Consider the following 23,810-nt stretch of genomic DNA (forward strand, 5'->3'; position numbering starts at 1 on the left):
AGGAGCTGGACCGACGAACGGATGCCGGGCCGTTCCGCGACAACCGAGAACGGCCCGGCACCACAAGCAGATCGCCCCCGTACGGGTTGGGATGGGCCACGCGCCACGCGGCGCGGTGAAAGGTCATCTGTCCGTGGTCTCCAGGTGCTGGACGACCTTCCTGAGGGAGTCGGCGAGTCCGCGGCGCTGCTCGCTGTCCAGCTCCTTGACCACGAAGGCCTCCTGCCGGTTGAAGTCGGGGAACAGTGTGCGCATCAGCCGTTCCCCCGACGAGGTCAGCTCCAACATGACCCGGCGCCCGTCCGTCGGGTGAGGGAATCGGCGCAGGTGCCGGTAGGACTCCAGGGTCTTGAGGACGCCGGTGAGCGTGCTCTTGGAGATGCCCGCCTCGGCCGCCACGTTCCGGGTCTCGCTCTCACCCCATATCCACACGACCCACATGACGACGAAGCCGGTCCACGTGAGCCCGGTGTCGCGGAGCACGGTCTGCTCCAGGTGGTTGCGGATCGCCGAGGAAGCCCGGTAAATGTTCGACACCGCCCACATCGCCTCGAAGTCGATATTGAGTCCGCCGAGCCGGTCGCCGATGGCGTCCTCGGTCTGGCGCAGGGTGTGGTGTCCGGTCATGGTCTGCACGTTACGGCCCGTCGGCTCATTCGGCGAAATGTGTGATCACCCGGTACGGTGACCTGGCGCGTCCCCCGACTCAGACCGATCGGGCGAGCCGGAACCCGAGGTCGTCGACGCGGAAGGTCGGGTGACTCTTCCGGCGGCACGACGCCCGGCACCCTCGGGGTCGATCGAACCCGCCTCCGCCACGGAACACGCGGTACGGACCGTAGACCCCGGGATCATAGAGATCCCAACACCACTCCCACACGTTGCCGATCATGTCGTAGAGGCCCCACGCGTTCGGTGCCTTGGTCGCGACATCGTGCACCTCGCCGCCGGAGTTGTCGCGATACCAGGCGATCTCGTCCAGCTCTCCGTAGCGGACGCCGGAGGTCCCGGCCCTGCACGCGTACTCCCACTCCGCTTCGGACGGGAGGCGATAGCCGCCGGCCTCCCAGTCGCAGACCACGTCTTGCCCGTCGGGGTCGTCGCCTATCGAATAGCAGGGGTCCAGCCCGGTCGCTTCCGAGAGCAGGTTGCAGAACCGGACGGCATCGTTCCAGGAGACCTCGGTCACCGGCGTCCGCGGCCCCGCCGAGCTCGCGGGCGCCTCGCCTCGAACGGCGTGGTACAGCTTGCGGGTCACGGGACACGACGCCAGCCGGAAGGCTCCAACCTCGACCTTCCAGTTCGTCTTCGTGCCTTCGTCCCGCAGGACGATCTCTCCGGCAGGAATTCCGATCATGTGCTCGGCGACCGCATGGCGCAGTGTGGATTCAAGACTCATCGCGGACCCGATCCTATGCCGATCATGCAGAACACGGCTGTTCGCGAACGCGACCACACGCGCCAAGGGCTTGGAGGCGCCGCGAGTGCGGTGCGACAAGGCTTCGGTCAACCGGTCACCCCTCCGCGAGGGTCACCAGCTTGGTGACCGTGTTCCAGTTGCGTGCGGTGGCGGGGACGCCCAGACGCTTGTCCAGCAGCGGTTGCAGCCGGGTGCGCCGCAGGCCGTCGGGGAAGTACATGTACAGCTCACGCCTCCCGACGCGCATCTCCTCGGGCGCGCAGGCCGCCGGGTCGATGCCCTCCAGCGTCGCCCGGTCGGGCGCGCCGGCGAGGAACAACACCGTGAACCTGGCCGGAGAGGGGTCGCCGTCATGGCTTCGTGGTGAGGGCCTGCCGGTACGGCGCGAGCGTGTCCAGCCACTGCGCCACTGCGCCGGACTCGTCCCACAGGTCGTACAGCTCGTTGTCGTCGGGACGCGCCGCTCGGTCGAGCGTGGCGAGGGCCAGGTCGCGCAGCGAGTCGGTCACGGTGAAGGGATGGCGGTCGAGCCATTTGGTGGCGATCATGTTCGGCTCGGAACCGATCAGCCGCGCGCCGACGAGGCAGGCCGCGGCCACGGCCTCGGACAGTTCAGGCGCCTCGACGTAATCCTCCTGGGCGAGAATCTCGCGCATGGTCAGGGCGAGCCCGCCGGGCACGTCCTCCATCTGGTCGAGGTCGCCGAGAGCGTCGAGCGCCCCGTCGTTGTCGAACGGCCCGATGTCCCACGCGCCCATGTCAAACCTCCGGTATGTGATCGGTCGAGCGTGATCGTAGTGACCGCCTCCGACAATTCCCCCGCTCGCTCTCGTAGCGCCGGCCGGAGTGCCGCGCCTGGCAGGCGATCACGTTGGTCCGGCCCTCGTCGAGCCCGCACCGTATACCCCTCATAGGTATTCCTGAAAGGAGTGCCGGTCGGGCCGGGGCGACAGGGTGCTCTTGCGGTACTCCCGCGGGCTGATGCCGCGCACCCGTTTGAAGGCGGTGCTCAGCGCGAAGGCGCTGCCGTACCCGACCTGCCCGGCCACCGCGCCGATGGTGGCGTCGGAGTCCTGGAGCAGGTCGGCGGCTATCGCCAGCCGCCAGCCCGTCAGGTACGCCATGGGCGGCTCGCCGACCAGCTCGGTGAACCGCCGGTAGAGCGCGGCCCGGGAGGCGCCCACCTCCGAAGCCAGGGTGGACACCGTCCACGGGCGCGCCGGATCGTCGTGCAGCAGCCGCAGTGCCGGTCCCACCAGCGGATCGCCGGACGCGTGGTACCACCCGGGGGTACCCGCTTCCGGCCGGAAGAACCAGGCCCGCAGCACGGTGACCAGAAGCAGGTCCAGCAGCCGGTCCAGGACGACCTCCTGGCCGGGATCGTCTCGGGAGATCTCCTGCTCCAGCAGCGCGATCAGCGGGCTCTCCCATGCGTCGCCGGGCAGCGCCAGCAGCGGCGGGAGCGCGTCAAGCAGCCGCCGGCTGATCTCGGAACGTGGCCGGTAGGTGCCGATCAGCAGCACGACCGGACCGTCCAGGCTGTCACCCCAGGTGCGTACGCCCAGGTGCATCGCCTCGGATACGTCCTCGCCGTCGGGCGTGGTGCAGCGCTGTCCCGGGTGGATCACCACCCGTGGTGGTGTGGCCGGATCGCCGGCGAAGGTGTACGCGTCCGGACCGCGCGTGATCGTGACGTCGCCCGGGCGGAGCCGTAGCGGATCGCCGTGGTCGGGGATCACCCACGCCTCGCCGCGCACGATGGTGACCAGGGAGAGCGGGGCCCGGTCCTCGATCCGCACCGACCACGGCGGGGTCATGATCGTCTGGAGCAGGAAGGCGCCCTGGGCCCTGGGGCCGTCCACGAGTCTCGCGAGTGCGTCCATGGGTGAAAGCCTAGACGCTCGAACATGAAACCGAGCGTCTCAACCATGTTCCGTCTCGCGGCACTACGGTTCACTGAGATCACCGCGAGGAGGAGGATCGAGATCCGGCTCCCCGCACGACTGAAGGAGTCTCGATGTTGTTCGCGCTGACGGCCGTCTCCGCCGCCGTGGCCCTCCTCCTGACCGGCGCGATCGCCGGTCTCTTCTACGGCTACTCGGTGTCGGTGATGCCGGGCCTGGACGGGATCGCCGCCGAGCACGCCATTCCGGCGATGCGCCGGATCAACGAGAAGATCCTCAACCCGCGGTTCTTCGCGTCCTTCCTCGGCACGCCGGTCGCGTCCGCGGTGACGGGCGGGCTGCTCCTCGCCCTCGGCGAGCCAGCGGCGGCCGTCCTCTTCTTCGCCGCCGCGGCGACCTACGTGCTGGGCGCCTTCGTGCCCACCGCCGCCGTCAACGTGCCGATGAACCAGGCGCTCGCGGTGGCGACCGTACCCGCGGACCCGGCCGAGGCCGCGCGCCTCTGGTCGGAGTTCTCCGGGCGGTGGACCCGCTGGAACACCTCGCGCGCGGTGTTCTGCCTGATCAGCCTCCTCCTCGCCGGCCTCGGCCTCTACGTCTGGGCGCGACCCTGACCGGCCGACACCGACTACGCGCGGGACACCGCCGCCACCGGCATCTGGAAGTAGAGCGACCGATGACCCGACCGATGACCGTGAACCCGACGTCAGCCCTGGGAAGGCTGCCCCGGACGATCCGACGTCCCCGGCATGACCAGTCCCGACTCGTACGCGAAGACGACGAGCTGGGCGCGGTCGCGCGCGCCCAGCTTGGTCATCGACCGGCTGACATGTGTCTTGACGGTGGCGTGGCTGATGACCAGATGCGCGGCGATCTCCTCGTTGGACCTCCCGGACGCGACCAGGGCCACGACTTCGCGCTCCCGATCCGTCAGTCGCTCCAGCCCGGGGACGGCCACGGGCCGGGGCGGCGTGGAGACGTACTCCTCGATCAGCCGCCGGGTCACCGAGGGCGACAGCAGCGCCTCCCCCTGGGCGGCCACCCGTATCGACCGGAGCAGTTCGGCGGGCTCGATGTCCTTGACCAGGAAGCCGCTGGCCCCGGCGCGCAGCGCGGCGAAGACGTACTCGTCGAGCGCGTAGTTGGTGAGGATCACCACGCGCACGCCGTCGAGCTGGGGATCGGAGCCGATGCTCCTGGTCGCCTGGATTCCGTCGAGGAAGGGCATCCTGACGTCCAGCAGCGCCACGTCCGGCCGCAGCGTGCGGGCCAGCTCGACCGCGGCGCCGCCGTCGCCCGCCTCGCCCACGACCACGATGTCCTCGGCCAGTTCGAGCAGCGCGCGGAAGCCCGCGCGGATCAGCGGCTGGTCGTCGGCGAGGAGGACCCGGATCACGGCCGTTCCCCCAAGGGCAGCTCGGCGTGAACACCGAACCCGCCCTCCGGGCGCGGCCCGGCCGAGAGCGACCCGCCGAGAGCGACCACGCGCTCGCGCATCCCGATCAGCCCCATCCCGTGACCGGCGGCACCGCCGCCGGAGTGTCCGTCGTCCACCACCCGTACGACGATCTTCTCCGGATGGTATTCGGTCGTCAGGGTGATCGTCGCCGGGCCCGCGTGGCGCAGGACGTTCGTGAACGCCTCCTGCACGATGCGGTAGGCCGTCCTGTCGATCTCCTCGGGCAGGTCCCGCCGGTCTCCGACGATGGAGCTGCGCACCGGAAGCCCCGCCGCCTCGGCCCTGGACACCAGCCGGGGGAGCCGCGCGAGACCCGCCTGCGGGGCGTCCAGCTCGGCCTGCCTGAGCACGCCGAGCGTGGCGCGCAGCTCGCGCATCGCCTCGTGACCGGACTCCTTGATCGCGACCAGCGCCTCCCGGGCGCGCTCGGGCCGCTGGTCCAGGAGCTGCATGGCGACGGACACCTGGACGTTGATCACGGAGATGCTGTGCGTGAGCGAGTCGTGCAGCTCCTGCGCGATCCACAGGCGCTCCTCGCCCGCCCGGCGGAGCGCGGCCTCCTCACGGGTGCGTTCGGCCTCGATCGCCCGCTGCTCCACCTCGTGCAGGTAGGCGCGCCGGTTCCGCGTCACCTCGCCGAGCACCACCATCGCCACCAGCCACCCGCCGAGCAGGTTGAAGCCGTCGCTCGGCGAGGGGTCGGTATCCGAGAGCGCGATGAGGCCGTAGATGCCCATGTCCATCGCGACGGCGAGAACGATCGCCAGGCGGCGCCGGCCGAGGGTCGCGGCCGTGTAGATCGACACCAAAGCGGGCGCGGCGGCGAACACCCCCGGATAGTGACAGGCGTAGTAGACCACCGCGCAGACCACCGTGACCACACCGACCGCCAGCGGAGCGCGCCGCCGGAAGACCAGCGCGGGCGCGGCCACGGTGATCAGCGCGAGGCCGAGGGGGTCCAAGGGGCGCTCGAACGCCCCCGAGCTCGACAACCCGCCGTACGTGCCCGCGACGATCCCCGTCAGCGCGCCCAGGGCCATCAGTGCGTCGATCTTCCGGGCTTCCACCATCGACACAGTAGGTCACCGGTTCCGGCCGGCCGACACCCGCGCGACGGAGACCGCGCGTACATCCCCGGTGGTACGCGCGGCACGGCCTACCGCCTACGAAGTACGCGAAATACCGTCCGAGGAAGGACGATCTTGCAGCTCCCCGGCGGAAACATGACCCGTATGGACACCCCACCCCTCGTGGCCGGCCGACCGGCCGGTGCCCCTCGCACGCGCCCGCCGGGCTGGATCGTCTGGTGGCTGCGGATCGCCACCACCGCGCATCTGGCCGGGGTGCTCGGGCAGGCCGTGCTGGCCGGGCTGTTCGTCACCGGCAACGTGGACATGCTGGTCCAGCACCGTGACAACGCCGGATTGACGCACACCATGCTGTACCTCCAGCTCGTCGCCGCGATCCTGCTGTGGCGTCCCGGCAGGGGCCCGAGCTGGCCCGCCTGGGCGAGCGCGGCGCTCGTCGCCCTGGAGACGGTGCAGGTCATGCTCGGCCTGAACCGCGTCCTCGCGGGACATTTCCCCCTCGGCGTGACGATCTTCGGCGTCTCCGCCGTGATGGCCGCCTGGACCTGGTGGGGCCTGCGGGCCAGGCGGGGGAGTGCCACGTGACGCCGTCCTCTTCGCCTTCCCGGCGCGGCGTGGTGCCGCCGTCTTCGCTCTCCCGGCGCGGCTTCCTGGGCGTACTCGGCGGCGGCACGCTCCTGCTCGGCGGCGGCGGGCTCGCCCTCGCGGGCTGCGGTTCGCTCGCCGCCGAGACCGCGGGCCGGCCACTGGCCAGCGCGCTGCCGCTGCCCGCGCCGTTCACCGTGCCGCTGCCGATTCCCAACGTCGCCCGCCCCGTACGGCCGGGCCACTACGAAGTCGTCCAACGCGCGGCCAAGGTGGAGATCATCCCGGGGACGACGACCGAGGTGTGGGGGTTCGACGGCACCTTTCCCGGGCCCACGTTCGACCTGCGGCGCGGGAGCCGCACGGTCGTCCGGGTGCGCAACGAGCTTCCGGTCCCGACGTCCACCCACCTGCACGGCGGGGTCACCCCGGCGGACTCCGACGGCTACCCGACCGATCTGGTGGTCGCCGCCGGACGGGGTTTCCGGCCGCCCGGCGGGCACTCCCACGCCGGCATGCGGGTCGACCCGGACCAGTGGACGTTCCATTCCGGGGCCAGGGAGTACGTCTATCCCCTGGAGCAGCGGGCGGCCACGCTCTGGTACCACGACCACCGGATGGACTTCTCCGGGCCGCAGGTGTGGCGCGGCCTCGCCGGCTTCCTGCTGGTACGCGATGACGAGGACGACGCCCTGCCGCTGCCGAAGGGGGAACGCGACATCCCGCTGATGATCTGCGACCGCGCCTTCGACGAGGACGGCGCGTTCCGCTATCCCTCGCGGGACCCGAGCCTGCTGCTCCGGGCCGGCGTGCACGACCCGTACATGGAGGGCGTCGAAGGGGACGTGATCCTGGTCAACGGTGCGCCGTGGCCGGAGCTGGAGGTGGACGCGGTGCGCTACCGGCTGCGGCTGCTCAACGCGTCCAACGCCCGCCGTTACCGGCTGGAACTGCAGCCCGGCGGCCGGTTCGTCCAGGTCGGCAGCGACGCGGGGCTGCTGCCCGCTCCGGTGGAACACGGCGCGATCACGATCGCCCCGGCGGAACGGTTCGACGTGGTGGTGGACTTCTCCGGCTACCCCGTCGGCAGCCGGGTGACGCTGGTCAACACTCTGGGCACCGGACCGGCGCGGAACGTGATGAGCTTCCGCGTCGCCAGGAAGGCCGCCGACGACAGCGCGGTCCCGGCCCGGCTGTCCCGGCCGGAGCGCCTCAACCGCTCCGCCGCCGCGACCACGCGGGTCTTCGATTTCCGCAAGTCCGGGCAATGGGCCGGCGCCTGGACGATCAACGGGAGGCCCTTCAATCCGGGCACCCCGCTGGTACGACCCCGCCTGGGGACCACCGAGGTCTGGCGCCTCACCAGCGACTTCCACCATCCGGTGCACGTGCACCTGGCGCACTTCCAGGTGCTCACCCGGAACGGCAAGGCGCCCGCGGCCACCGACGGGGGCTGGAAGGACACCGTGGACCTGCGTCCGTACGAGGTCATCGAGGTCCTGGTCCGCTTCGAGGGTTATCGCGGGCGCTACATGATGCACTGCCACAACCTCGAACACGAGGACATGGCGATGATGGCCGACATCGAGGTGGTCTGACCGCGGCAGAAAGCGATCACTCCATCCGCGATGAACACACAGGCCAGGCAACTGCGGCCTTTGCGGTGATTCGCGCGTGATCAATATGGCCTTGCGTGTTCATCGTGACCCGCCCGCGTGGCGGGTCCAAGGCCGTATGGGTGGGCCGGACCTCTGCCGGGGCGGGGCTACATTCTGGTGGGGCCGGGACCGGTCCGGGGGCTGTGCGATCGGCATCTGATCATCCATGTGATCAGCATGTGATCAGCTTGGAGACGACTACAGGAGGCGGCGCCACGGCTCGTGGCGTTCGCCAATGGACGGGTCAGGCGTGGGCTGTTTTCCTGGGACCGCACCAAATGTCGACTTCAAGGTAAAGAGGGGGCCCGTGGCCGTCGAGCAACGCGGCATCGAGCTGGTTTCGCCGCAGGAGAGGTACGGCAGGCCCCGCGACCTGCTCTTCCTGTGGTCAGGCACCACGCTCGGCATCTTCACGCTGGTCTACGGCACGGTCGTCGTGTCGCTCGGCCTGAGCTTCCCGCAGGCCGTGGCCGCGATCATCATCGGCAACCTGCTGGCGTTCCCGCTGGTCGGCCTGACCAGCCTGCAGGGACCCGCGGTGGGCACGTCCACCATGGCCGTCTCCCGCGCGGCCTACGGCCCCAAGGGCGCCCGCGCGCTGGGCTTCTTCGGCTGGCTGAACATGGTCGGCTTCGAGGCGGGCGGCATGGTGCTGATCACCTTCGCCGCGCTCGCGCTGTTGGACAAGGCGGGCGTCCACGACCAGGGCATCGGGCTGAAGGTCGCCGTGATCCTGGTCGCCGCGCTGATCCAGCTCGTGCTCCCGCTCGTCGGGCACGCGGCCGTGATGAAGGCGCAGAAGTACTTCACCTGGGTGTTCGTCGCCATGTTCGGGATCATGGCGGTGCTGGTCGGCCCGAAGGTGGACCTCGCCGCGACCGGCGGCGCCGACTTCGCCACGTTCACGGGCGCGGTGGCGCTGGTCATGTCCGCCGGCGGGCTCTCCTGGGCCCCGCTCGGCAGCGACTACTCCCGCTACCTCCCCGCGGACGCGAGCAGGAAGGCGGTCTTCGGGTACGCCGCCCTCGGCGGCTTCGTGCCGTACGTGCTGCTGATGACGCTCGGCGCCGCGGTGGCCACCGTGGTCAAGGATGCGGGTGACCCGATCTCGGGCCTGCCCGGCGCGCTGCCCGGCTGGTTCACGGTGCCCTACCTCGTGCTCGCCATGGTGACGCTGTTCGCGGTGAACACCACCGACCTGTACTCCTCCGGCCTGAACCTGCAGGCGGCCGGGATCAACGTCAAGCGCTGGGTCGCCGTCGTGGCCGACCTGGTGATCTGCGTTGCGATCACCTACGTGGCCGTGGTCTCCGACTCGTTCAACACGATGCTGAACACCTTCCTCGGCCTGCTGATCATCTGGCTGGCGCCGTGGGCCGGCGTCTACCTCTCCGACTGGCTGCGCCGCAGGGGCAGCTACGACGGCGCGGCGCTGTTCGACGAGAGCCCGGCGAGCCCGTACTGGGGCAGCGGCGGCGTGCGCTGGTCCGGCATCCTGGCCCAGGTCGCGGGCATGATCGCCGCCGCACTGTGGATCAACTCCACGGCATTCACCGGCTGGATCTCCCAGGCCACCGGCGGCACCGACTTCAGCATCTTCGCCGGGGTCATCGTGGCGGGCGTCACCTACCTGGCGCTGGAGCGGCGTACCGCTGTGGAGACCGTCCCCGTCGCCGCCTGACACGAGCCGCCCGAACCAAGGACAGCCTGAATCCAGGGCAGCTCCGACTGAGGGCCGCCCAGCAAACGCAGCCTGACAACGAAAGGCACGCACACCTCATGGCAGACCGCCTTTTGCTCGACGTCGCCTACGGGCGGCGCCCCGCCGACCGCATCATCACGGGCGGCACGCTGGTCAACGTGCTGACCGGGGAGATCTACCCCGCCGACGTCGCGATCAGCGGCACCCGGATTGCGGCCGTGGGCGACCTGCCGGACACGATGCGCGGCCCCGACACCGAGATCATCGACGCCCGCGGCGGCTACCTCGTGCCCGGTCTGATCGACGGCCACCTGCACATCGAGTGCAGCAAGCTCTCGGTGACCAGCTTCGCCGACCTGGTCGTCCCGCTCGGAACGACCAGCGTGGTGTCGGGCCTCGACCAGATCCTGGTCGTGGACGGCCTCCCCGGCGTGCGGCGCTTCCTGGATGAGTCCAAGAACACCGGCATGCGGATCTGGTGGGGCGCTCCTGCCAAGGCTCCGTACACGGTTCCGGAGTCCAACGTCGGCCACACCTTCGGGCCGGAGCAGCACGCGGAGGCGCACACCTGGCCCGAGTGCGTCGGCGTGTGGGAGACCGTCCAGGAGATGGTGGAGCACGGCGACCCCGCCGTCATGGACGCCCTCGACCTGGCCGAACGGCACCGGATGCCCGTCTTCGGCTGCGCGCCGCTGTCCGACACCCGCCGCATCAGCGGGCTGGCGGCGGCCGGCGTACGGCTCGACCACGAGTCCTACTCGCACGAGGAGATGCTGGAGAAGCTGCGCCTCGGCATCTACGCGATCGTCCGGGAGTCGTCGGTCGCGCACTTCCTGGAGGAGAACATCCAGGTCGTCTCCAAGGTCGGCGCGCGCCGGGTGGCGTTCTGCACCGACGACGTGCACGCCGCCGACGTGCTGGCCGGCGGCCACATGGACAAGCTGGTCCGGATGGCCGGCAAGGCCGGCGTCGACCCGGTGACCGCCGTCCAGATGGCCACGATCAACTGCGCGGAGATGTACCGGATCGACCACCTGGTCGGCAGCATCGCCCCCGGCCGCTTCGCGGACGTGCTGATCGTGGACTCGCTGGAGGACTTCCGCGTCCGCGAGGTCGTCGCGGGCGGCAGCCTGGTGGCGCGCGGTGGCGCCATGATCACCCCGACCGCGCCGCCCGAGCGCGGAGACGTGCGGCCGCTGCCGGTCCGCGAGATCCTCGCCGAGGACCTCGTGCTCCGTGCGCCCGAGGGCGCCTCGGAGGTGACCGTGCTGACCATGAACATGACGCCGGAGCAGGTGTTCGTGCGCAAGCGCCGCGACGTGACGCTGCCCGTCACCGGCGGGCTGGTCGAGCCCTCGGTGGCCGAGGACGCGCTGCTGGTCACCGTGGTCGAGCGGTACGGCAAGACCGGGAACATGCCCGTGGCCATGGTGAGCGGCATGGGCTTGCGCAAGGGCGCGATCGCCACCAGCGCCGCCCCTGACGACAACAACATCATCTGCGTGGGCGCCTCGCGCGCCGACATGGCGGTCGCGATCAACGCGGTCGTCGCGGCGGGCGGCGGCCAGGCGGTCGTGGTGGACGGCGAGGTCGCGGCGCTGCTGCCGCTGCCGGTCGGCGGCATCGTCTCCGACCTGCCCGCGGCCGAGATGGCGGCCGCCGAGACTCGGCTCGACGACCTGGCGCGGGAGCTGGGCTGCGCGCTGCCCGCGCCGCTGATGTACCTGTTCTTCCTGTCGATCACCGCGATCCCGGACTACGCGATCACCGACCTCGGCCTGGTCGACTGCGTGGCACTGGACGTCATCGACCCGATCATCTCGGAGGCCTGACCATGCCTGAGACCATGAAGGACTTCATCGCCGGACTGCCCAAGTGCGAGCTGCACCTGCACATCGAGGGCACCCTTGAGCCCGAGCTGAAGTTCGAGCTGGCGAAGCGGAACGGCCTGGCCCTGCCGTACGACACGGTCGAGGACATGCGGGCCGAGTACGACTTCGACGACCTGCCGTCGTTTCTGTCCGTCTACTACGAGGGCATGAACGTCCTGCGCACCGAGCCGGACTTCTACGACCTCGCCATGGCGTACCTGCGCAAGGCCGCCGCGCAGAACGTGCGGTACGCGGAGATCTTCTTCGACCCGCAGGCACACACCTCTCGTGGCGTGCCGTTCGACGTGCTGGTCCGCGGCCTGCGCCGGGCGCTGATCGACGCGGAGAACCAGCTCGGCGTCCGCGCCCAGCTCATCATGTGCTTCCTGCGTGACTTCCAGGCCGAGTACGCGATGGCGACGCTGCTGGAGTCGCTGCCGTACCGGGAGTGGATCGTGGGCGTCGGCCTGGACTCCGACGAGAAGGGTAACCCGCCGGCCAAGTTCGCCGCGGTGTTCGCCCGAGCCAGGGAGGAGGGCTACCTGCTGACCATGCACTGCGACGTGGACCAGGAGAACTCCACCGAGCACATCCGCCAGTGCGTCGAGGAGATCGGCGTCAACCGGATCGACCATGGCGTCAACGCGCTGGAGGATCCGAAGCTCGTCGAGGCCATCAAGGAGCGCGGGCTGGGCCTGACCGTGTGCCCGATCTCCAACCGGTACGTCACCGACTCGATGAAGGCCGACGCCATCCGGCGCATGCTTGACCTGGACCTGCGCGTCACGATCAACTCCGACGACCCGGCGTACTTCCCGGGTTACGTGCAGGAGAACCTCGTCGCGATCCAGGAGGCGCTGGACCTGTCCCGCGAGGAGCTGGTCCGGCTCCAGCGGAACGCCTTCGAGATCACTTGGCTGCCCCGCCAGGTGAAGGACGCCTACCTGGCCGAGCTGGACGCCTACGCCGCCTCCTAGAGACGGCGCGCCCCTCTCGGGTCTTTTCGCCGGAACGACCGCGGCCGGCGAAAAGACCCGAGAGGTGCTGCGTTATGCCGGTTCGGGTCCCTTCTCCGTGATTGAGCGTCCCTGGAGGGGACGCTCCGGCGACTGCGGGGTCAGCGCATCCTGAGGGCGAGCAGGAAGTCGACCTGCTCGTCCAGCGAGGTGAGCGACCGGCCGGTCAGCTCCTCGATCCGCTTCACCCGGTAGCGCAACGTGTTGACGTGGACGTGCAGCCGGTCGGCCGTCGTCGCCCACGAGCCGGACTCCTCGAGGAAAGTCTCCAGGGTCTCGATCAGGTCCGTCTGGTTCGCGGCGTCGTACTCCTCCAGCCGGCCGAGCAGTCGGGCGCGGAACGACCGGCGCAGGTCGCCGGGGATGGCGGCGAGCAGCGACCGGTGCGAGCTGACGTCGTCCGCGGTCATCGCGCTCACCCGGTCCTGCCCCAGCGCCGCGAGCGTGCGCGCGTGCCGTGCCTCCTCGATGAGGCTGCTCAGCCCGGCCGGACCGGTGGTGACGCTGCTCAGCCCGAGCGTGATCCGGGCGTCGGTGAGACCGGCCTCCAGCGTCCGCGCGCCGCGCAGCACGTGTCCGGCGATTTCGGCGGCGGTGTTCCCCGCCAGCGGCACGAGCGCGATCGCCTCGCCGTCCTCGCGCGCCGTGGCCACCCCGGGCGCGAGCGGCCGCAGCAGCTCGTCGAGCACGGCGGCGCCCACCTCGTCGGCCCGTTCCACGCCCTCGACCCGCAGTGCCGCCGCCAGCAGCCCGTGCTCGGTCTCCACGTGCAGCGTGTGCAGCCGCGAGACGACACCGGGCAGGTTGGCCTCGCCTGAGCCGAGCAAATCGAGCAACTGGTCGAGCACGCGCCGCTCGATCCGCTGCGCCGCCTCCAACCGGGACCGCTCCAGGGCCACCAGCGCGGCCAGCTCCACGATCAGGTCCTCGTGCTCGCCGCCCGCCCCCGCCTGCTCCCCGGCGTACGCGAGGAACCAGTTGGCGATGCGGTGCGGCGCGCCCTTGCTCACCGGGAAGACCGACAGCACGGTGCCGTCCTTCCGCGTGGACATGCCGGGCAGGAAGCGCGCCGACAGGAACGCGTGGGCCAGCCGGGTCCCATCCCCGGGCGCGAGCGGCTGCGACCCCACGATCACCCGGCCGGTGGCCGACATCACCCAGCACGGCACGTCCAGCTCTCCGGCGACGGCGGTGACGAGCTTGTTCAGGCTGCCGCCGTCCACGAGCACGCTGGCGAGCCTGCGCCGCGACCCCTGCGGCCGGCGCGGCGCGGCGCCCAGCTCGTCGATCAGCCGGCGCAGGACGTGTTCGGTGACGACGCTGAACGGCACGTCCACCGACAGGCAGAGCAGCGGCAGCCCGGCCTCGGCGCAGGCGTCGATCAGATCGGCGGGCGGGACCTTCAGCGCGGTGCCGGAGCAGAGCGCGGTCACCCCCACCTGGACCAGCGCGGAGACGAACCGGCGCGAGGAGGCGGGCCCGTCGTGCCAGGTCAGCTCGGTGAGGACCAGCTCTCCGGGTTTGACGAACCTGGCCGGCTCCGGAAGGTCGGTCGTGGCCACGCCACGCACCCGCCGGTCCAGCAGGTCGTGCCCGGTCAGGACCTTCAACCCCAGATGGTCGACCTGGCAAAGGTCCCGCAGTCGCATCTCTCCCGATCCCGTAGCCGTCCGAATCCCCCCATCGAGAGTATCGGCAGCTCAGACGGGCCAGACCTCCCGCCGCCAGGCGGCGTCCCAGAACATCCACTCGTAGCGTGCGGTTGTCGTCGCGTTCGCGAGCAGCCGCCCGCGCTCGTCGGCGGTCAGGTCCGCCGCGACCGCGTCGAGCAGGTCGAGCACGCCCGCGACGGTCTCCTGGTACTCCTCGCCGCCGTAGGTCTCGATCCACCAGGCGTACAGCGGGTCGGGGGAGGAGCGGCGGAGCAGGGTCTCCCCGACCCGGGCGTAGATCCAGTAGCACGGCACGATCGCGCCGAGCGCCTCGGCGAAGGTGCCGAGGTGGCAGGCGCGCAGCAGGTACGACCCGTAGCCGAGCGCGGTGGGCGGGGCGGGGTGGCGGCGCGCCTCCTCCTCGCCGATGCCGAACGCGTTGAGCAACTCGACGTGCAGGCTGTGCTCGACCTCGACCGTGCGGGCGGCGTCCGCGGCGAACCGCTGGACGGTGGCCGGGTCGGGCGCCTTGACCGCGCACGCGGCGAGCGCGCGCGCGTAGTCGGGCAGGAAGTGCGCCTCCTGGAGGACGAAGTGCCGGAAGACCTCCTTGGGGAGGGACCCGTCGGTCAGCCCGGTGAGGAAGGGATGGGCCAGGATCTCGTGGTAGATCCCGTCCATCGCCCGCCACAACTCGTCACGGAACGCGCGCACCAGCCGATGCTATCCAGCGCGCGCACAGGCCATGGACGGTGGTGAGCTGTCCGCGTTCCGGTGATGTGGCCGCCGCCTCGGTGAGGGGTCCGCGTGTCTCAGGTCGTCGGCTCGTGGACGGCCGGGCTGGGGGAGACCACTCCCGCCCGGTCGGGTGTCCGCACGTGCTCCGGCAGGATGCCGTACATCATGATCCGCATCAGGATCTGGGACATGAGCCGGCGGCCGCGCTCGCCGCTCAGGATCGCGGGCAGCTGCGGTTCCTTCCCGCCGAGGACTCGGCCGACGAGCTTGCGCTGAGCCAGCAACTGGACGTACTGGGTGCCGGCGGTCGGGATCGTACGGCGCCGCTGCACCCGCTGTACGAGCCGAGGGTTGAACGTCTTACGGAACCTGTCCGGATCGGCCTGGGCGCGGTGGAGCGGTTCGGCCAGCAGGTTGGCGGTCGCCACCGCGTCCTGCACGGCGAGGTTGATGCCCACGCCCCCGATCGGCGACATGGTGTGCGCGGCGTCGCCGATCGCGAGGAGACCGGGCCGGTCCCAGCGACTGAGCCGGTTCACGCCGACCGAAAGGAACGCCACCGTCCCCCAGTCGTCGATCTCGTCCACCCGGTCGGCGAGGAACGGCAGCAGGCGGGCCAGGCGCGGCCGGAACTCTTCCAGACCTTGCTCGCGGATCCGCTGGTAGGTGCCCTTGGGGATGAGGAAGGCGATCTGCCAGTAGTCGCCCCGGTCGATGGCCACAGCCATCTCGCCCTTGCCGATGTGACCGGTCAGGCCGTTGCCCTCGTCGTCCGGGCGGCGCGAGATGCGCAGCCACAGCACGTCCATCGGCGCGCCGAAGTCGACGGGGATCATCCCGGCGGCGCGCCGCAGGTCGGAGCGGCGGCCGTCGGCGGCCACGGTCAGCACCGCGCGGAGGTCGTGCTCCCCGTGCGCGTCGCGGTAGCGAAGGCCGCGGATCGCCCCGCCGTGCTCGATCGGCCCGAGGGTCTCCGCGTTCATCAGCAGCCGGAACGCCGGATAGCGGCGGGCGTGCTCCACCAGCAGGGTGAGGAAGTCCCACTGCGGGATCATCGCGATGTGGCGGTACTTCCGGGTGGACGGGAACCACTGGAGGTCCGCGTCGACCAGCGTCCGGGTGAGCGTGCTCATGCGGAGCGTCGTCAGGTTCCGGTGCGGGATCCGCTCCAGGTCGTCCACCAGCCCCAGTTCGTCCAGGACCTGCAACGTCGAGGGATGGACGGTGTCACCGCGGAAGTCGCGCAGGAAGTCGCCGTGCTTCTCCAGGACGGTCACCTGGACTCCGGCGCGGGCCAGCAGCAGGCCCAGCATCACCCCGGCGGGGCCGCCGCCGGATATGGCGCAGGTCGTGGTCTCGGATTCCGGCATTCGTCGGCTCCCTTTCGGTCGGACGAGCGCGGTCGTACTGGAAGGACTCGAGATCCTCCCCTCCCCGGATAAATGGGATTCCAACCTTCACACGTCGGCTTTCCTTCCTACCGACCGACCTGGGAGAGTTCCCGCACCGGAACGGTGGGGACAATGGCCGGGAGGGGGGATGCCGTATGCGCGTCGCGGTGCTCGGAATGGGCAGGATGGGGCGGGCGCTGGCCGAGCGGCTGCTCGCGCGGGACTTCGCGGTCACGGTGTGGAACCGCACGCCGGGCCGGGCCGACGAGGTGACCGCCCTCGGCGCGGCGGAGGCCGGGGACCCGGCGCAGGCCGCGCGCGACGCCGACGCCGTGCTGCTCTCGCTCGCGGGGGACGAGGCGGTGCGCGAGGTCATGGTCCGCCTCGCCGAGGTCGGGGGGCCGATCGTCGCCGACATGAGCACCGTCTCCCCGGACACGTCGCGGGCGCTGCGCGAGGCCGCGCCGGGAGGCCGTTTCGTGGCCGCGCCCATCATCGGGGGACCGCAGGCCGTCGTCTCCGGGCAGGCGTTCACGCTGGTCGGGGGCGACCGGCAGCTCGTCGACGACCTCCGGCCGATCTGGGCGGAGGCGTTCTCGGCCTATCGGTACTGCGGGGCCGACCCGGGCAGCGCGGTCATCTTCAAGCTGCTGAACAACTATCTGCTGATGTCGAGCGTCGCCGTCGTCGCCGAGGTGGTCGCCACGGGCCTCGCGGCAGGGGTGGACGACATGCTGCTGCGGGACTTCCTCTTCGGCTGGCCGACCGTCCCGCCCGCGGTACACAACCGGATCGACGACATCCTCAGCGGCGATCATCGCGGCTGGTTCACGACCCGGCTCGGCGCCAAGGACGTGCGGCTCGCCGTCGATGTGGCCCGGTCGGCCGGGATCGACCTGCCGATCGCCCAGCTGGTCGAACGGCGTTTCGAGGAGGCGGCCGAGCGCGGCTGGTCCGACGCCGACATCGGCGCCGTCGTCGAGCTGCTCATGCCGACGGGCGGCCGGAAACGCCACGCCGTACCCGACGAGGGCTAGCGAGTGTCAGACACACCCTGGCCACACGGCCGCGGCCTGGAATGATCCGGAGAGGACGCGGGCGCGAGCCGGTTACGGGGCGGCGGGACCGGCCGCCGGTCGGCCGGGGATCGGCCGTGTGCGATGAGAACAGACGACGACAAGAGGAGCTTTTCCGTGCCTGATATGTCCTACCGCCGTCTCGGCGATTCCGGCCTGGTCGTCTCGGCGGTCGGCCTGGGAGCGAACAACTTCGGCCGGAGGATCGACATCGAGGCGACCCGCGCGGTCGTCGACGCCGCCCTCGACGCGGGAATCACCCTCATCGACACCGCCGACACCTACGGCGAGTCCGAGACGTTCCTCGGAGAGGTGCTGCAGGGCCGGCGCGACGAGGTGGTCCTGGCCACCAAGTTCGGTGGGGACACCGGCGGGGCGAACGGCCCCGACTGGGGGGCCCGCGGCTCGCGCCGCTACATCCGCAAGGCGATCGAGCGCTCGCTGCGCCGCCTGCGCACCGACTGGATCGACCTCTACCAGCTGCACTTTCCCGACCAGGTGACGCCGATCGAGGAGACCCTCGCCGCGCTGACGGAGCTGGTCCGCGAGGGCAAGGTGCGCTACATCGGGTCGTCCAACCTCGCGGGGTGGCAGGTCGCCGACGCCGAGCACATCGCCCGCGCCGCCGGGTACGAGCGCTTCATCTCCGCGCAGAACGAGTACAGCCTGCTGAACCGGCGGATCGAACAGGAGCTCGTGCCCGCCGCCACGCACTACGGCGTCGGCGTGTTGCCGTACTTCCCGCTGGCGAGCGGGCTTCTGACCGGCAAGTACCGACGGGGTGCGACGCCACCGGAGGGCACCCGCCTCGCCGCCCGGCCCGAGTACCTCACCGACGCCCGTTTCGACACCGTGGAACGGCTGACGGCGTTCGCGGAACGGCAAGGCGTCGGCCTGCTGGACGTCGCGATCGGCGGCCTCCTCGCGCAGCCCGCGGTCGCCTCGGTCATCGCGGGAGCGACCCGGCCGGAGCAGGTGAAGGCCAACGCCGCCGCCGGGGCCTGGCGGCCGGACGCGGAGGCGCTGGCCGAGCTCGACAAGATCGCGCCGTAGCCCGCATTCCGCCTGTCATTCGCCCCGCATGGTGGCGAGCGCCGTCTCGAAGGCGTCCATCTCGCGCTCGATCCGGCTGCGCCCGGCGGACGGCAACCACGCCATCACGCGGGACACCCCGGCCTTCTCGCACTCCTCCAGCACCGCGGGGTCCGAGGGGGCCGACAGCATCACGATCCGGATCAGCCGGCCCGTGTCGTCCGCCCGGCGGAGCAGCTCGGGCACCCGCTCCAGGACACCGGGACCGTAGTTCGGCAGCCACGCGTCGCCGTACGCGAGGACGCGGTCGAAGACGCGGGGCCCGGTCCCGCCCACCAGGATCGGCGGGTACGGCCGCTGGGCCGGCTTCGGCCACGACCACATCGGGCCGAACGACACGAACTCGCCGTGGTACTCGGCGTCGGCGTGCGTCCAGATCCGCTGCATCGCCTCGATGTGCTCCTTCATGACGGCGAACCGGCGGGCGGGATCGACCCCGTGGTTGCGGATCTCCGGCTCGTTCCAGCCCGCGCCCACGCCCAGCTCGAACCGCCCGCCGGTGAGGGTGTCGACGCTGGCCACCGCCTTGGCGAGCGCGATCGGCTCGTGCTGCGGGACGAGGCAGATCGCGGTGCCCACCCGCAGCCGGGTCGTGGCCGTGCCCGCGGCCGTGCACGCCACCAGCGGATCAAGGGTGTGCCAGTATCTGCGGGGCAGCGGCGCGCCGTCCGGGCCCAGCGGCGTGGCGCCGGTCACCGGGATGTGGGTGTGCTCGCTGAACATCAGCGCCACGTGGCCCCGCTCCTCGACCACCTGGGCGAGCGTGGCGGGATCGACGGCGTCGTGCGTGGCGAAGTAGCCGAATCCGGAGTCCATCGCCCCAGCGTAAGCCGGGGGACCGGCCCGGCCCGGGGACGACACTCGGCACATTCACGCAGGTCCGGGACTTGTGCCCCGGCCCGTCACGACGTACGCGCGGGCGAGCGGTTAGACGCGACGAAGTCGGGCAAGACTCGCATCATGGCAGGTGGCGGGTGGTTTCTCCGGTGGCCGGTGATCCGGCAGCTCCGTGGACAGGACGGCAGAGGCGAGGCCGCGCGGTCGGCGCGCACCGACGCCCTGCGGCCACGCGTCGAGGAGGCCGACAGCGTCGCCCGGTCCGTCTGCCCCTACTGCGCGGTCGGCTGCGGCCAGCTCGTCTACGTCAAGGACGGCAAGGTCAGCCAGATCGAGGGCGACCCGGACTCGCCCATCTCGCGAGGCAGACTGTGCCCGAAGGGGTCGGCCAGCAAGCAGCTCGTCACCCACGCCGGCCGCCAGACGAAGGTGCTGTACCGGCGGCCGTACGGCACGGACTGGGAGCCGCTCGACCTCGACACCGCGATGGACATGATCGCCGACCGGGTCCTGCGCACCCGGCGGGACACCTGGCAGCAGGAGCACGAGGGCAGGGTCGTGCGCCGCACCCTGGGCATCGCCAGCCTGGGCGGGGCGACGCTCGACAACGAAGAGAACTACCTGATGAAGAAGCTCTACACCGCCCTCGGCGCGATCCAGGTGGAGAACCAGGCGCGCATTTGACACTCCTCCACCGTCCCCGGTCTGGGGGCCAGCTTCGGGCGCGGCGGCGCTACGACGTTCCAGCAGGACCTGGAACGCGCCGACTGCATCGTCATCCAGGGCTCCAACATGGCCGAGTGCCACCCCGTGGGCTTCCAGTGGGTGGTGGAGGCCAGGTACCGCGGCGCGAAGGTGTTCCACATCGATCCGCGCTTCACCCGGACCAGCGCGCTCGCCGACCGGTACGTGCCGATCCGCGTGGGCAGTGACATCGTCCTGCTCGGCGCGCTGATCAACCACGTCCTGGAGAACGAGCTGGACTTCCGTGAGTACGTGCTGGCCTACACCAACGCGTCGATGATCGTGTCCGAGGAGTACCGCGACACCGAAGACCTGGACGGCCTGTTCTCCGGCTTCGACCCCGAGACGCGCACGTACGACCCGGCGACCTGGTCGTACGAGGGAGCGCCCGAGGAGGCGGCGGCGGGGGAGCGCGCCGAGCAGATGGATCACGGCCGGGAGCACGCGGACATGGGCGGGCCCGACCAGTACGGCGCGGGCGGCGCGTCGGCGAATCCCCGGCCGATGAAGGACCCGACGCTGCGCCACCCGCGCTGCGTCTACCAGATCCTGCGGCGGCACTTCGCCCGTTACACCCCGGAACTGGTCGCGGAACTGTGCGGCATCTCCCCGGAGGACTTCGCCGAACTGGCCGAGACGGTCACCACGAACTCCGGCAGGGAGCGCACCACCATGTGGGTGTACTCCGTCGGGTGGACCCAGCACACCGTCGGTGCGCAGTACATCAGGGCGGCGTCGATCCTGCAGTTGCTGCTCGGCAACATCGGGCGGCCGGGCGGCGGCATCCTCGCGCTGCGCGGTCACGCGAGCATCCAGGGCTCGACCGACATCCCGACGCTGTTCAACATCCTGCCGGGATACCTGCCGATGCCGCACGCGCACCAGCACGAGACCCTCGACGACTACCTGGCGAGGGCGGGCGGCGACACCGGGTTCTGGGGCAGGAAGCGCTCCTACATGGTGAGCCTGCTCAAGGCGTGGTGGGGGGACGCGGCGACCGAGGACAACGACTTCCGCTTCGACCACCTGCCGCGCCTCACCGGGGACCACGGCCACTACAGCACGGTCATGGGCCAGATCGACGGCACGGTCAAGGGCTACTTCGTGGTGGGCGAGAACCCCGCCGTCGGGTCCGCGGGCGGCCGGGCGCAGCGCCTCGGCCTGGCGAACCTCGAGTGGCTCGTGGTCCGCGACCTGACCCTGGTGGAGACGGCGACGTTCTGGAAGGACGGCCCCGAGCTGGAGACCGGGGAGATGCGCACCGAGGACATCGGCACCGAGGTGTTCTTCGTGCCCGCGGCCAGCCACGTCGAGAAGGACGGGACCTTCACCAACACGCAGCGGCTGCTGCAGTGGCGGGAGAAGGCGCTCGACCCGCCCGGCGACTGCCGTAGCGACCTGTGGTTCTTCTACCACCTCGGCAAGCTGCTCAAGGAACGGATCACTTCCGGCGAGATCGACCGGCCGCTGCGCGAGCTGACCTGGGACTATCCCGAGGAGGGCGTCCACGGGGACCCGTCGGCGTCGGCGGTGCTGCGGGAGATCGGCGGTGTCGGGCCGGACGGGCGCGCCCTGTCGGATTACACCGAGCTCAAGCCGGACGGGTCCACTCAGTGCGGCTGCTGGATCTACTGCGGGGTGTACGCCGACGAGGTCAACCAGGCGGCCCGGCGCAGGCCGGGGCGCGAACAGAGCCCCGAGGCACCCGAATGGGGCTGGGCGTGGCCGGCCAACCGGCGCATCCTCTACAACCGCGCCTCGGCCGACCCCGAGGGCCGTCCATGGAGCGAGCGCAAGGCGTACATCTACTGGGACGAGAAGAAGGGCGAGTGGACCGGTCCCGACGTGCCCGACTTCGAGAAGACCAAGCCGCCGGGCTACCGGCCGCCGGAGGGCGCCCTGGCCGAGGCGGCGCTGTCCGGGACCGACCCGTTCATCATGCAGGCGGACGGTAAGGGCTGGCTGTACGCGCCGGCGGGCCTGGTCGACGGGCCGCTCCCCGCGCACTACGAGCCGTTCGAGTCGCCGGTGCGCAATCCGCTGTACGCCCAGCAGGACAACCCGGCGCGGCGGATCTACCCGCGGCCCGAGTCGCCGTACAACCCGGTGGGGGCGCCGCGCTTCCCGTACGTGCTGACCACGTACCGGCTGACCGAGCACCACACCGCAGGCGGCATGAGCCGGCCGCTCGCCTACCTCGCCGAGCTGCAGCCGGAGCTGTTCTGCGAGGTGTCGCCGACGCTCGCCGCCGAGCTGGGCCTGGCGAACGGCGACTGGGCCACGATCGTGACCAGCAGGACCGCGATCGAGGCGCGTGTCCTCGTCACCGAGCGCGTACGGCCGCTGCGGATCCAGGGGCGTACGGTTCACCAGATCGGCCTGCCGTACCACTGGGGGTGGGGCAGCGGCGGTCTGGTCACCGGCGACATCGCGAACGACCTGATGCCGCTCGCGCTCGACCCCAACGTCTACATCCAGGAGAGCAAGGCGACGACCTGCGATGTCCGGCCGGGCCGGCGGCCACGGGGCAGGGACCTGCTCGCCCTGATCGAGGAGTACCGGCATGGCTGAGCGGATGGGGTTCTTCACCGACACGAGCATCTGCATCGGCTGCAAGGCGTGCGAGGTGGCCTGCAAGGAGTGGAACCAGCTTCCCGACGACGGGTTCGTGTTCGAGGCGACGTCCTACGACAACACGGCGGCGCTCGGGGCGAGCACGTGGCGGCACGTCGCCTTCATCGAGCAGCAACCCGTCTGGATGCCGGACGGCGACCCGATGTCTCATGGCGGCCCTGTGCCTCATAGCGGTCCGATGTCTCATGGCGGCCCGATGCCCGACGGCGGCTCGATGCCTCATGGCGGCGAGTCCGTGTTCGAGGTCGGGCGGGACGGCCGCTGGCTGATGTCGTCGGACGTGTGCAAGCACTGCACGAACGCCGGATGCCTGGACGTCTGCCCGACCGGGGCGATTTTCCGCACCGAGTTCGGCACCGTGGTCGTCCAGCCGGACATCTGCAACGGCTGCGGCTACTGCGTGCCGGCCTGCCCGTTCGGGGTGATCGACCGCAGGGAGGGCGACGGCCGGGCGTGGAAGTGCACGATGTGCTACGACCGGCTGCGTGGTGGGCTGGAACCCGCCTGTGCCAAGGCCTGCCCCACCGACTCGATCCAGTTCGGCCCCCTCGACGAGCTGCGCGAGCGGGCCGCGGCCCGGGTGGACACCCTGCATGCCGCGGGCCATACCGAGGCCCGCCTGTACGGCGAGAGCCCCGGCGACGGGGTGGGAGGAATGGGGGCGTTCTTCCTGCTCCTGGACGAGCCCGAGGTTTACGGCCTGCCGCCCGACCCTGTGGTGCCCACGCGGGACCTGCCCGCGATGTGGGGCTGGGCCGGCGCCGCCATAGCCACCATGGCGGCAGCCGTCGCCGCCTCCTTCCTCGGCGGACGCTCCCGGTGATGAGACCGAGCGGCGGTGAGGCGAGGGGGTCGAAGCGCGGGCGAGCCACGAGCCCCGGTTGGCATGGATGGCGCAATGTCACCGATATAGCTGGGTTTATGACCATTGTCGGTTTCGGGA

The 23,810-nt window shown here is 70.9% G+C and carries 21 protein-coding genes; 10 read left to right on the forward strand and 11 right to left on the reverse strand.

Going from position 1 to position 23,810, the window contains the following annotated elements:
* Positions 1–123: 123 nt before the first annotated feature.
* From QSK17_RS12985 to QSK17_RS13005, 5 genes are all read right to left on the reverse strand, one after another.
* The gene (locus QSK17_RS12985) at positions 124–627 is read right to left on the reverse strand and encodes a MarR family winged helix-turn-helix transcriptional regulator (RefSeq protein ID WP_285704920.1); all 504 of its coding nucleotides are present in this window, start codon (positions 625–627) and stop codon (positions 124–126) included.
* A 79-nt stretch (positions 628–706) separates the two neighbouring features.
* Positions 707–1,399: a formylglycine-generating enzyme family protein gene (locus tag QSK17_RS12990; protein WP_502889199.1), complete on the reverse strand. Its 693-nt coding sequence runs from the start codon at positions 1,397–1,399 to the stop codon at positions 707–709.
* Positions 1,400–1,514: 115 nt separating this feature from the next.
* On the reverse strand, positions 1,515–1,742 hold the full coding sequence (locus QSK17_RS12995) for a hypothetical protein (RefSeq protein WP_285704921.1): 228 nt from the start codon (positions 1,740–1,742) through the stop codon (positions 1,515–1,517).
* A gap of 28 nt (positions 1,743–1,770) precedes the next feature.
* Positions 1,771–2,178: a DUF4259 domain-containing protein gene (locus QSK17_RS13000; protein ID WP_285704922.1), complete on the reverse strand. Its 408-nt coding sequence runs from the start codon at positions 2,176–2,178 to the stop codon at positions 1,771–1,773.
* 150 nt (positions 2,179–2,328) lie between these two features.
* Positions 2,329–3,303 (reverse strand): AraC family transcriptional regulator, encoded by a 975-nt coding sequence (locus QSK17_RS13005; protein WP_285704923.1) that lies wholly within the window; start codon positions 3,301–3,303, stop codon positions 2,329–2,331.
* A 134-nt stretch (positions 3,304–3,437) separates the two neighbouring features.
* Between QSK17_RS13005 and QSK17_RS13010 the strand changes: the two genes are divergently transcribed.
* The gene (locus QSK17_RS13010; RefSeq protein WP_285704924.1) at positions 3,438–3,938 is read left to right on the forward strand and encodes an anthrone oxygenase family protein; all 501 of its coding nucleotides are present in this window, start codon (positions 3,438–3,440) and stop codon (positions 3,936–3,938) included.
* Between the two features lie 92 nt (positions 3,939–4,030).
* Here QSK17_RS13010 and QSK17_RS13015 read toward each other — a convergent pair whose 3' ends face one another.
* Together QSK17_RS13015 and QSK17_RS13020 are read right to left on the reverse strand one after the other, a co-directional pair.
* Positions 4,031–4,720: a response regulator gene (locus tag QSK17_RS13015; RefSeq protein ID WP_285704925.1), complete on the reverse strand. Its 690-nt coding sequence runs from the start codon at positions 4,718–4,720 to the stop codon at positions 4,031–4,033.
* Positions 4,717–5,853, reverse strand: a complete 1,137-nt coding sequence (locus QSK17_RS13020) for a sensor histidine kinase (protein ID WP_285704926.1) — start codon at positions 5,851–5,853, stop codon at positions 4,717–4,719. Before QSK17_RS13020 ends, QSK17_RS13015 begins: the two co-directional genes overlap by 4 nt.
* 162 nt (positions 5,854–6,015) lie before the next feature.
* Here QSK17_RS13020 and QSK17_RS13025 point away from each other — a divergent pair, with 162 nt between their 5' ends.
* The 5 genes from QSK17_RS13025 (at position 6,016) to QSK17_RS13045 (ending at position 12,664) form a co-directional block, all read left to right on the forward strand.
* The gene (locus QSK17_RS13025) at positions 6,016–6,456 is read left to right on the forward strand and encodes a hypothetical protein (protein ID WP_285704927.1); all 441 of its coding nucleotides are present in this window, start codon (positions 6,016–6,018) and stop codon (positions 6,454–6,456) included.
* The gene (locus tag QSK17_RS13030; protein ID WP_285704928.1) at positions 6,453–8,054 is read left to right on the forward strand and encodes a multicopper oxidase family protein; all 1,602 of its coding nucleotides are present in this window, start codon (positions 6,453–6,455) and stop codon (positions 8,052–8,054) included. Before QSK17_RS13025 ends, QSK17_RS13030 begins: the two co-directional genes overlap by 4 nt.
* Before the next feature lie 367 nt (positions 8,055–8,421).
* Positions 8,422–9,795 (forward strand): purine-cytosine permease family protein, encoded by a 1,374-nt coding sequence (locus QSK17_RS13035; protein WP_285704929.1) that lies wholly within the window; start codon positions 8,422–8,424, stop codon positions 9,793–9,795.
* A gap of 98 nt (positions 9,796–9,893) precedes the next feature.
* A complete protein-coding gene (locus QSK17_RS13040) occupies positions 9,894–11,648 on the forward strand; it encodes an adenine deaminase C-terminal domain-containing protein (protein ID WP_285704930.1) in 1,755 nt (584 codons plus the stop codon).
* A 2-nt stretch (positions 11,649–11,650) separates the two neighbouring features.
* Positions 11,651–12,664: an adenosine deaminase gene (locus QSK17_RS13045; RefSeq protein WP_352231796.1), complete on the forward strand. Its 1,014-nt coding sequence runs from the start codon at positions 11,651–11,653 to the stop codon at positions 12,662–12,664.
* 140 nt (positions 12,665–12,804) lie between these two features.
* Here QSK17_RS13045 and QSK17_RS13050 read toward each other — a convergent pair whose 3' ends face one another.
* From QSK17_RS13050 to QSK17_RS13060, 3 genes are all read right to left on the reverse strand, one after another.
* On the reverse strand, positions 12,805–14,352 hold the full coding sequence (locus QSK17_RS13050; protein WP_285704931.1) for a PucR family transcriptional regulator: 1,548 nt from the start codon (positions 14,350–14,352) through the stop codon (positions 12,805–12,807).
* Positions 14,353–14,403: 51 nt separating this feature from the next.
* On the reverse strand, positions 14,404–15,069 hold the full coding sequence (gene tenA, locus QSK17_RS13055) for a thiaminase II (RefSeq protein ID WP_285704932.1): 666 nt from the start codon (positions 15,067–15,069) through the stop codon (positions 14,404–14,406).
* A gap of 98 nt (positions 15,070–15,167) precedes the next feature.
* Complete coding sequence (locus tag QSK17_RS13060; RefSeq protein WP_285704933.1) at positions 15,168–16,463, reverse strand: FAD-dependent oxidoreductase; 1,296 nt, start codon at positions 16,461–16,463, stop codon at positions 15,168–15,170.
* Positions 16,464–16,639: 176 nt separating this feature from the next.
* Between QSK17_RS13060 and QSK17_RS13065 the strand changes: the two genes are divergently transcribed.
* Both QSK17_RS13065 and QSK17_RS13070 read left to right on the forward strand, forming a co-directional pair.
* The gene (locus tag QSK17_RS13065; RefSeq protein ID WP_285704934.1) at positions 16,640–17,521 is read left to right on the forward strand and encodes an NAD(P)-dependent oxidoreductase; all 882 of its coding nucleotides are present in this window, start codon (positions 16,640–16,642) and stop codon (positions 17,519–17,521) included.
* A 165-nt stretch (positions 17,522–17,686) separates the two neighbouring features.
* On the forward strand, positions 17,687–18,613 hold the full coding sequence (locus QSK17_RS13070) for an aldo/keto reductase (RefSeq protein WP_285705052.1): 927 nt from the start codon (positions 17,687–17,689) through the stop codon (positions 18,611–18,613).
* 15 nt (positions 18,614–18,628) lie between these two features.
* Here QSK17_RS13070 and QSK17_RS13075 read toward each other — a convergent pair whose 3' ends face one another.
* Positions 18,629–19,468: a TIGR03619 family F420-dependent LLM class oxidoreductase gene (locus tag QSK17_RS13075; protein ID WP_285704935.1), complete on the reverse strand. Its 840-nt coding sequence runs from the start codon at positions 19,466–19,468 to the stop codon at positions 18,629–18,631.
* 144 nt (positions 19,469–19,612) lie between these two features.
* Between QSK17_RS13075 and fdh the strand changes: the two genes are divergently transcribed.
* Together fdh and QSK17_RS13085 are read left to right on the forward strand one after the other, a co-directional pair.
* Positions 19,613–22,804, forward strand: coding sequence for a formate dehydrogenase (fdh, locus tag QSK17_RS13080; RefSeq protein WP_285704936.1), 3,192 nt, complete (start codon positions 19,613–19,615; stop codon positions 22,802–22,804).
* Positions 22,797–23,690, forward strand: coding sequence for a 4Fe-4S dicluster domain-containing protein (locus QSK17_RS13085; protein WP_285704937.1), 894 nt, complete (start codon positions 22,797–22,799; stop codon positions 23,688–23,690). The genes fdh and QSK17_RS13085 overlap by 8 nt, the downstream gene beginning before the upstream one ends.
* Positions 23,691–23,810 lie beyond the last annotated feature (120 nt).

This window comes from Microtetraspora sp. NBRC 16547, from assembly GCF_030268965.1.
Lineage (GTDB): Bacteria > Actinomycetota > Actinomycetes > Streptosporangiales > Streptosporangiaceae > Microtetraspora.

What these genes read in the sequence shown, in the direction of transcription:
- QSK17_RS12985 (WP_285704920.1), bottom strand. Translation starts at nt 627, where the DNA reads ATGACCGGACACCACACCCTGCGCCAGACCGAGGACGCCATCGGCGAC.
- QSK17_RS12990 (WP_502889199.1), bottom strand. Translation starts at nt 1,399, where the DNA reads ATGAGTCTTGAATCCACACTGCGCCATGCGGTCGCCGAGCACATGATC.
- QSK17_RS13000 (WP_285704922.1), bottom strand. Translation starts at nt 2,178, where the DNA reads ATGGGCGCGTGGGACATCGGGCCGTTCGACAACGACGGGGCGCTCGAC.
- QSK17_RS13005 (WP_285704923.1), bottom strand. Translation starts at nt 3,303, where the DNA reads ATGGACGCACTCGCGAGACTCGTGGACGGCCCCAGGGCCCAGGGCGCC.
- QSK17_RS13010 (WP_285704924.1), top strand. Translation starts at nt 3,438, where the DNA reads ATGTTGTTCGCGCTGACGGCCGTCTCCGCCGCCGTGGCCCTCCTCCTG.
- QSK17_RS13020 (WP_285704926.1), bottom strand. Translation starts at nt 5,853, where the DNA reads ATGGTGGAAGCCCGGAAGATCGACGCACTGATGGCCCTGGGCGCGCTG.
- QSK17_RS13025 (WP_285704927.1), top strand. Translation starts at nt 6,016, where the DNA reads ATGGACACCCCACCCCTCGTGGCCGGCCGACCGGCCGGTGCCCCTCGC.
- QSK17_RS13040 (WP_285704930.1), top strand. Translation starts at nt 9,894, where the DNA reads ATGGCAGACCGCCTTTTGCTCGACGTCGCCTACGGGCGGCGCCCCGCC.
- QSK17_RS13045 (WP_352231796.1), top strand. Translation starts at nt 11,651, where the DNA reads ATGCCTGAGACCATGAAGGACTTCATCGCCGGACTGCCCAAGTGCGAG.
- QSK17_RS13050 (WP_285704931.1), bottom strand. Translation starts at nt 14,352, where the DNA reads ATGCGACTGCGGGACCTTTGCCAGGTCGACCATCTGGGGTTGAAGGTC.
- QSK17_RS13060 (WP_285704933.1), bottom strand. Translation starts at nt 16,463, where the DNA reads ATGCCGGAATCCGAGACCACGACCTGCGCCATATCCGGCGGCGGCCCC.
- QSK17_RS13065 (WP_285704934.1), top strand. Translation starts at nt 16,640, where the DNA reads ATGCGCGTCGCGGTGCTCGGAATGGGCAGGATGGGGCGGGCGCTGGCC.
- QSK17_RS13070 (WP_285705052.1), top strand. Translation starts at nt 17,687, where the DNA reads ATGTCCTACCGCCGTCTCGGCGATTCCGGCCTGGTCGTCTCGGCGGTC.
- QSK17_RS13075 (WP_285704935.1), bottom strand. Translation starts at nt 19,468, where the DNA reads ATGGACTCCGGATTCGGCTACTTCGCCACGCACGACGCCGTCGATCCC.
- QSK17_RS13085 (WP_285704937.1), top strand. Translation starts at nt 22,797, where the DNA reads ATGGCTGAGCGGATGGGGTTCTTCACCGACACGAGCATCTGCATCGGC.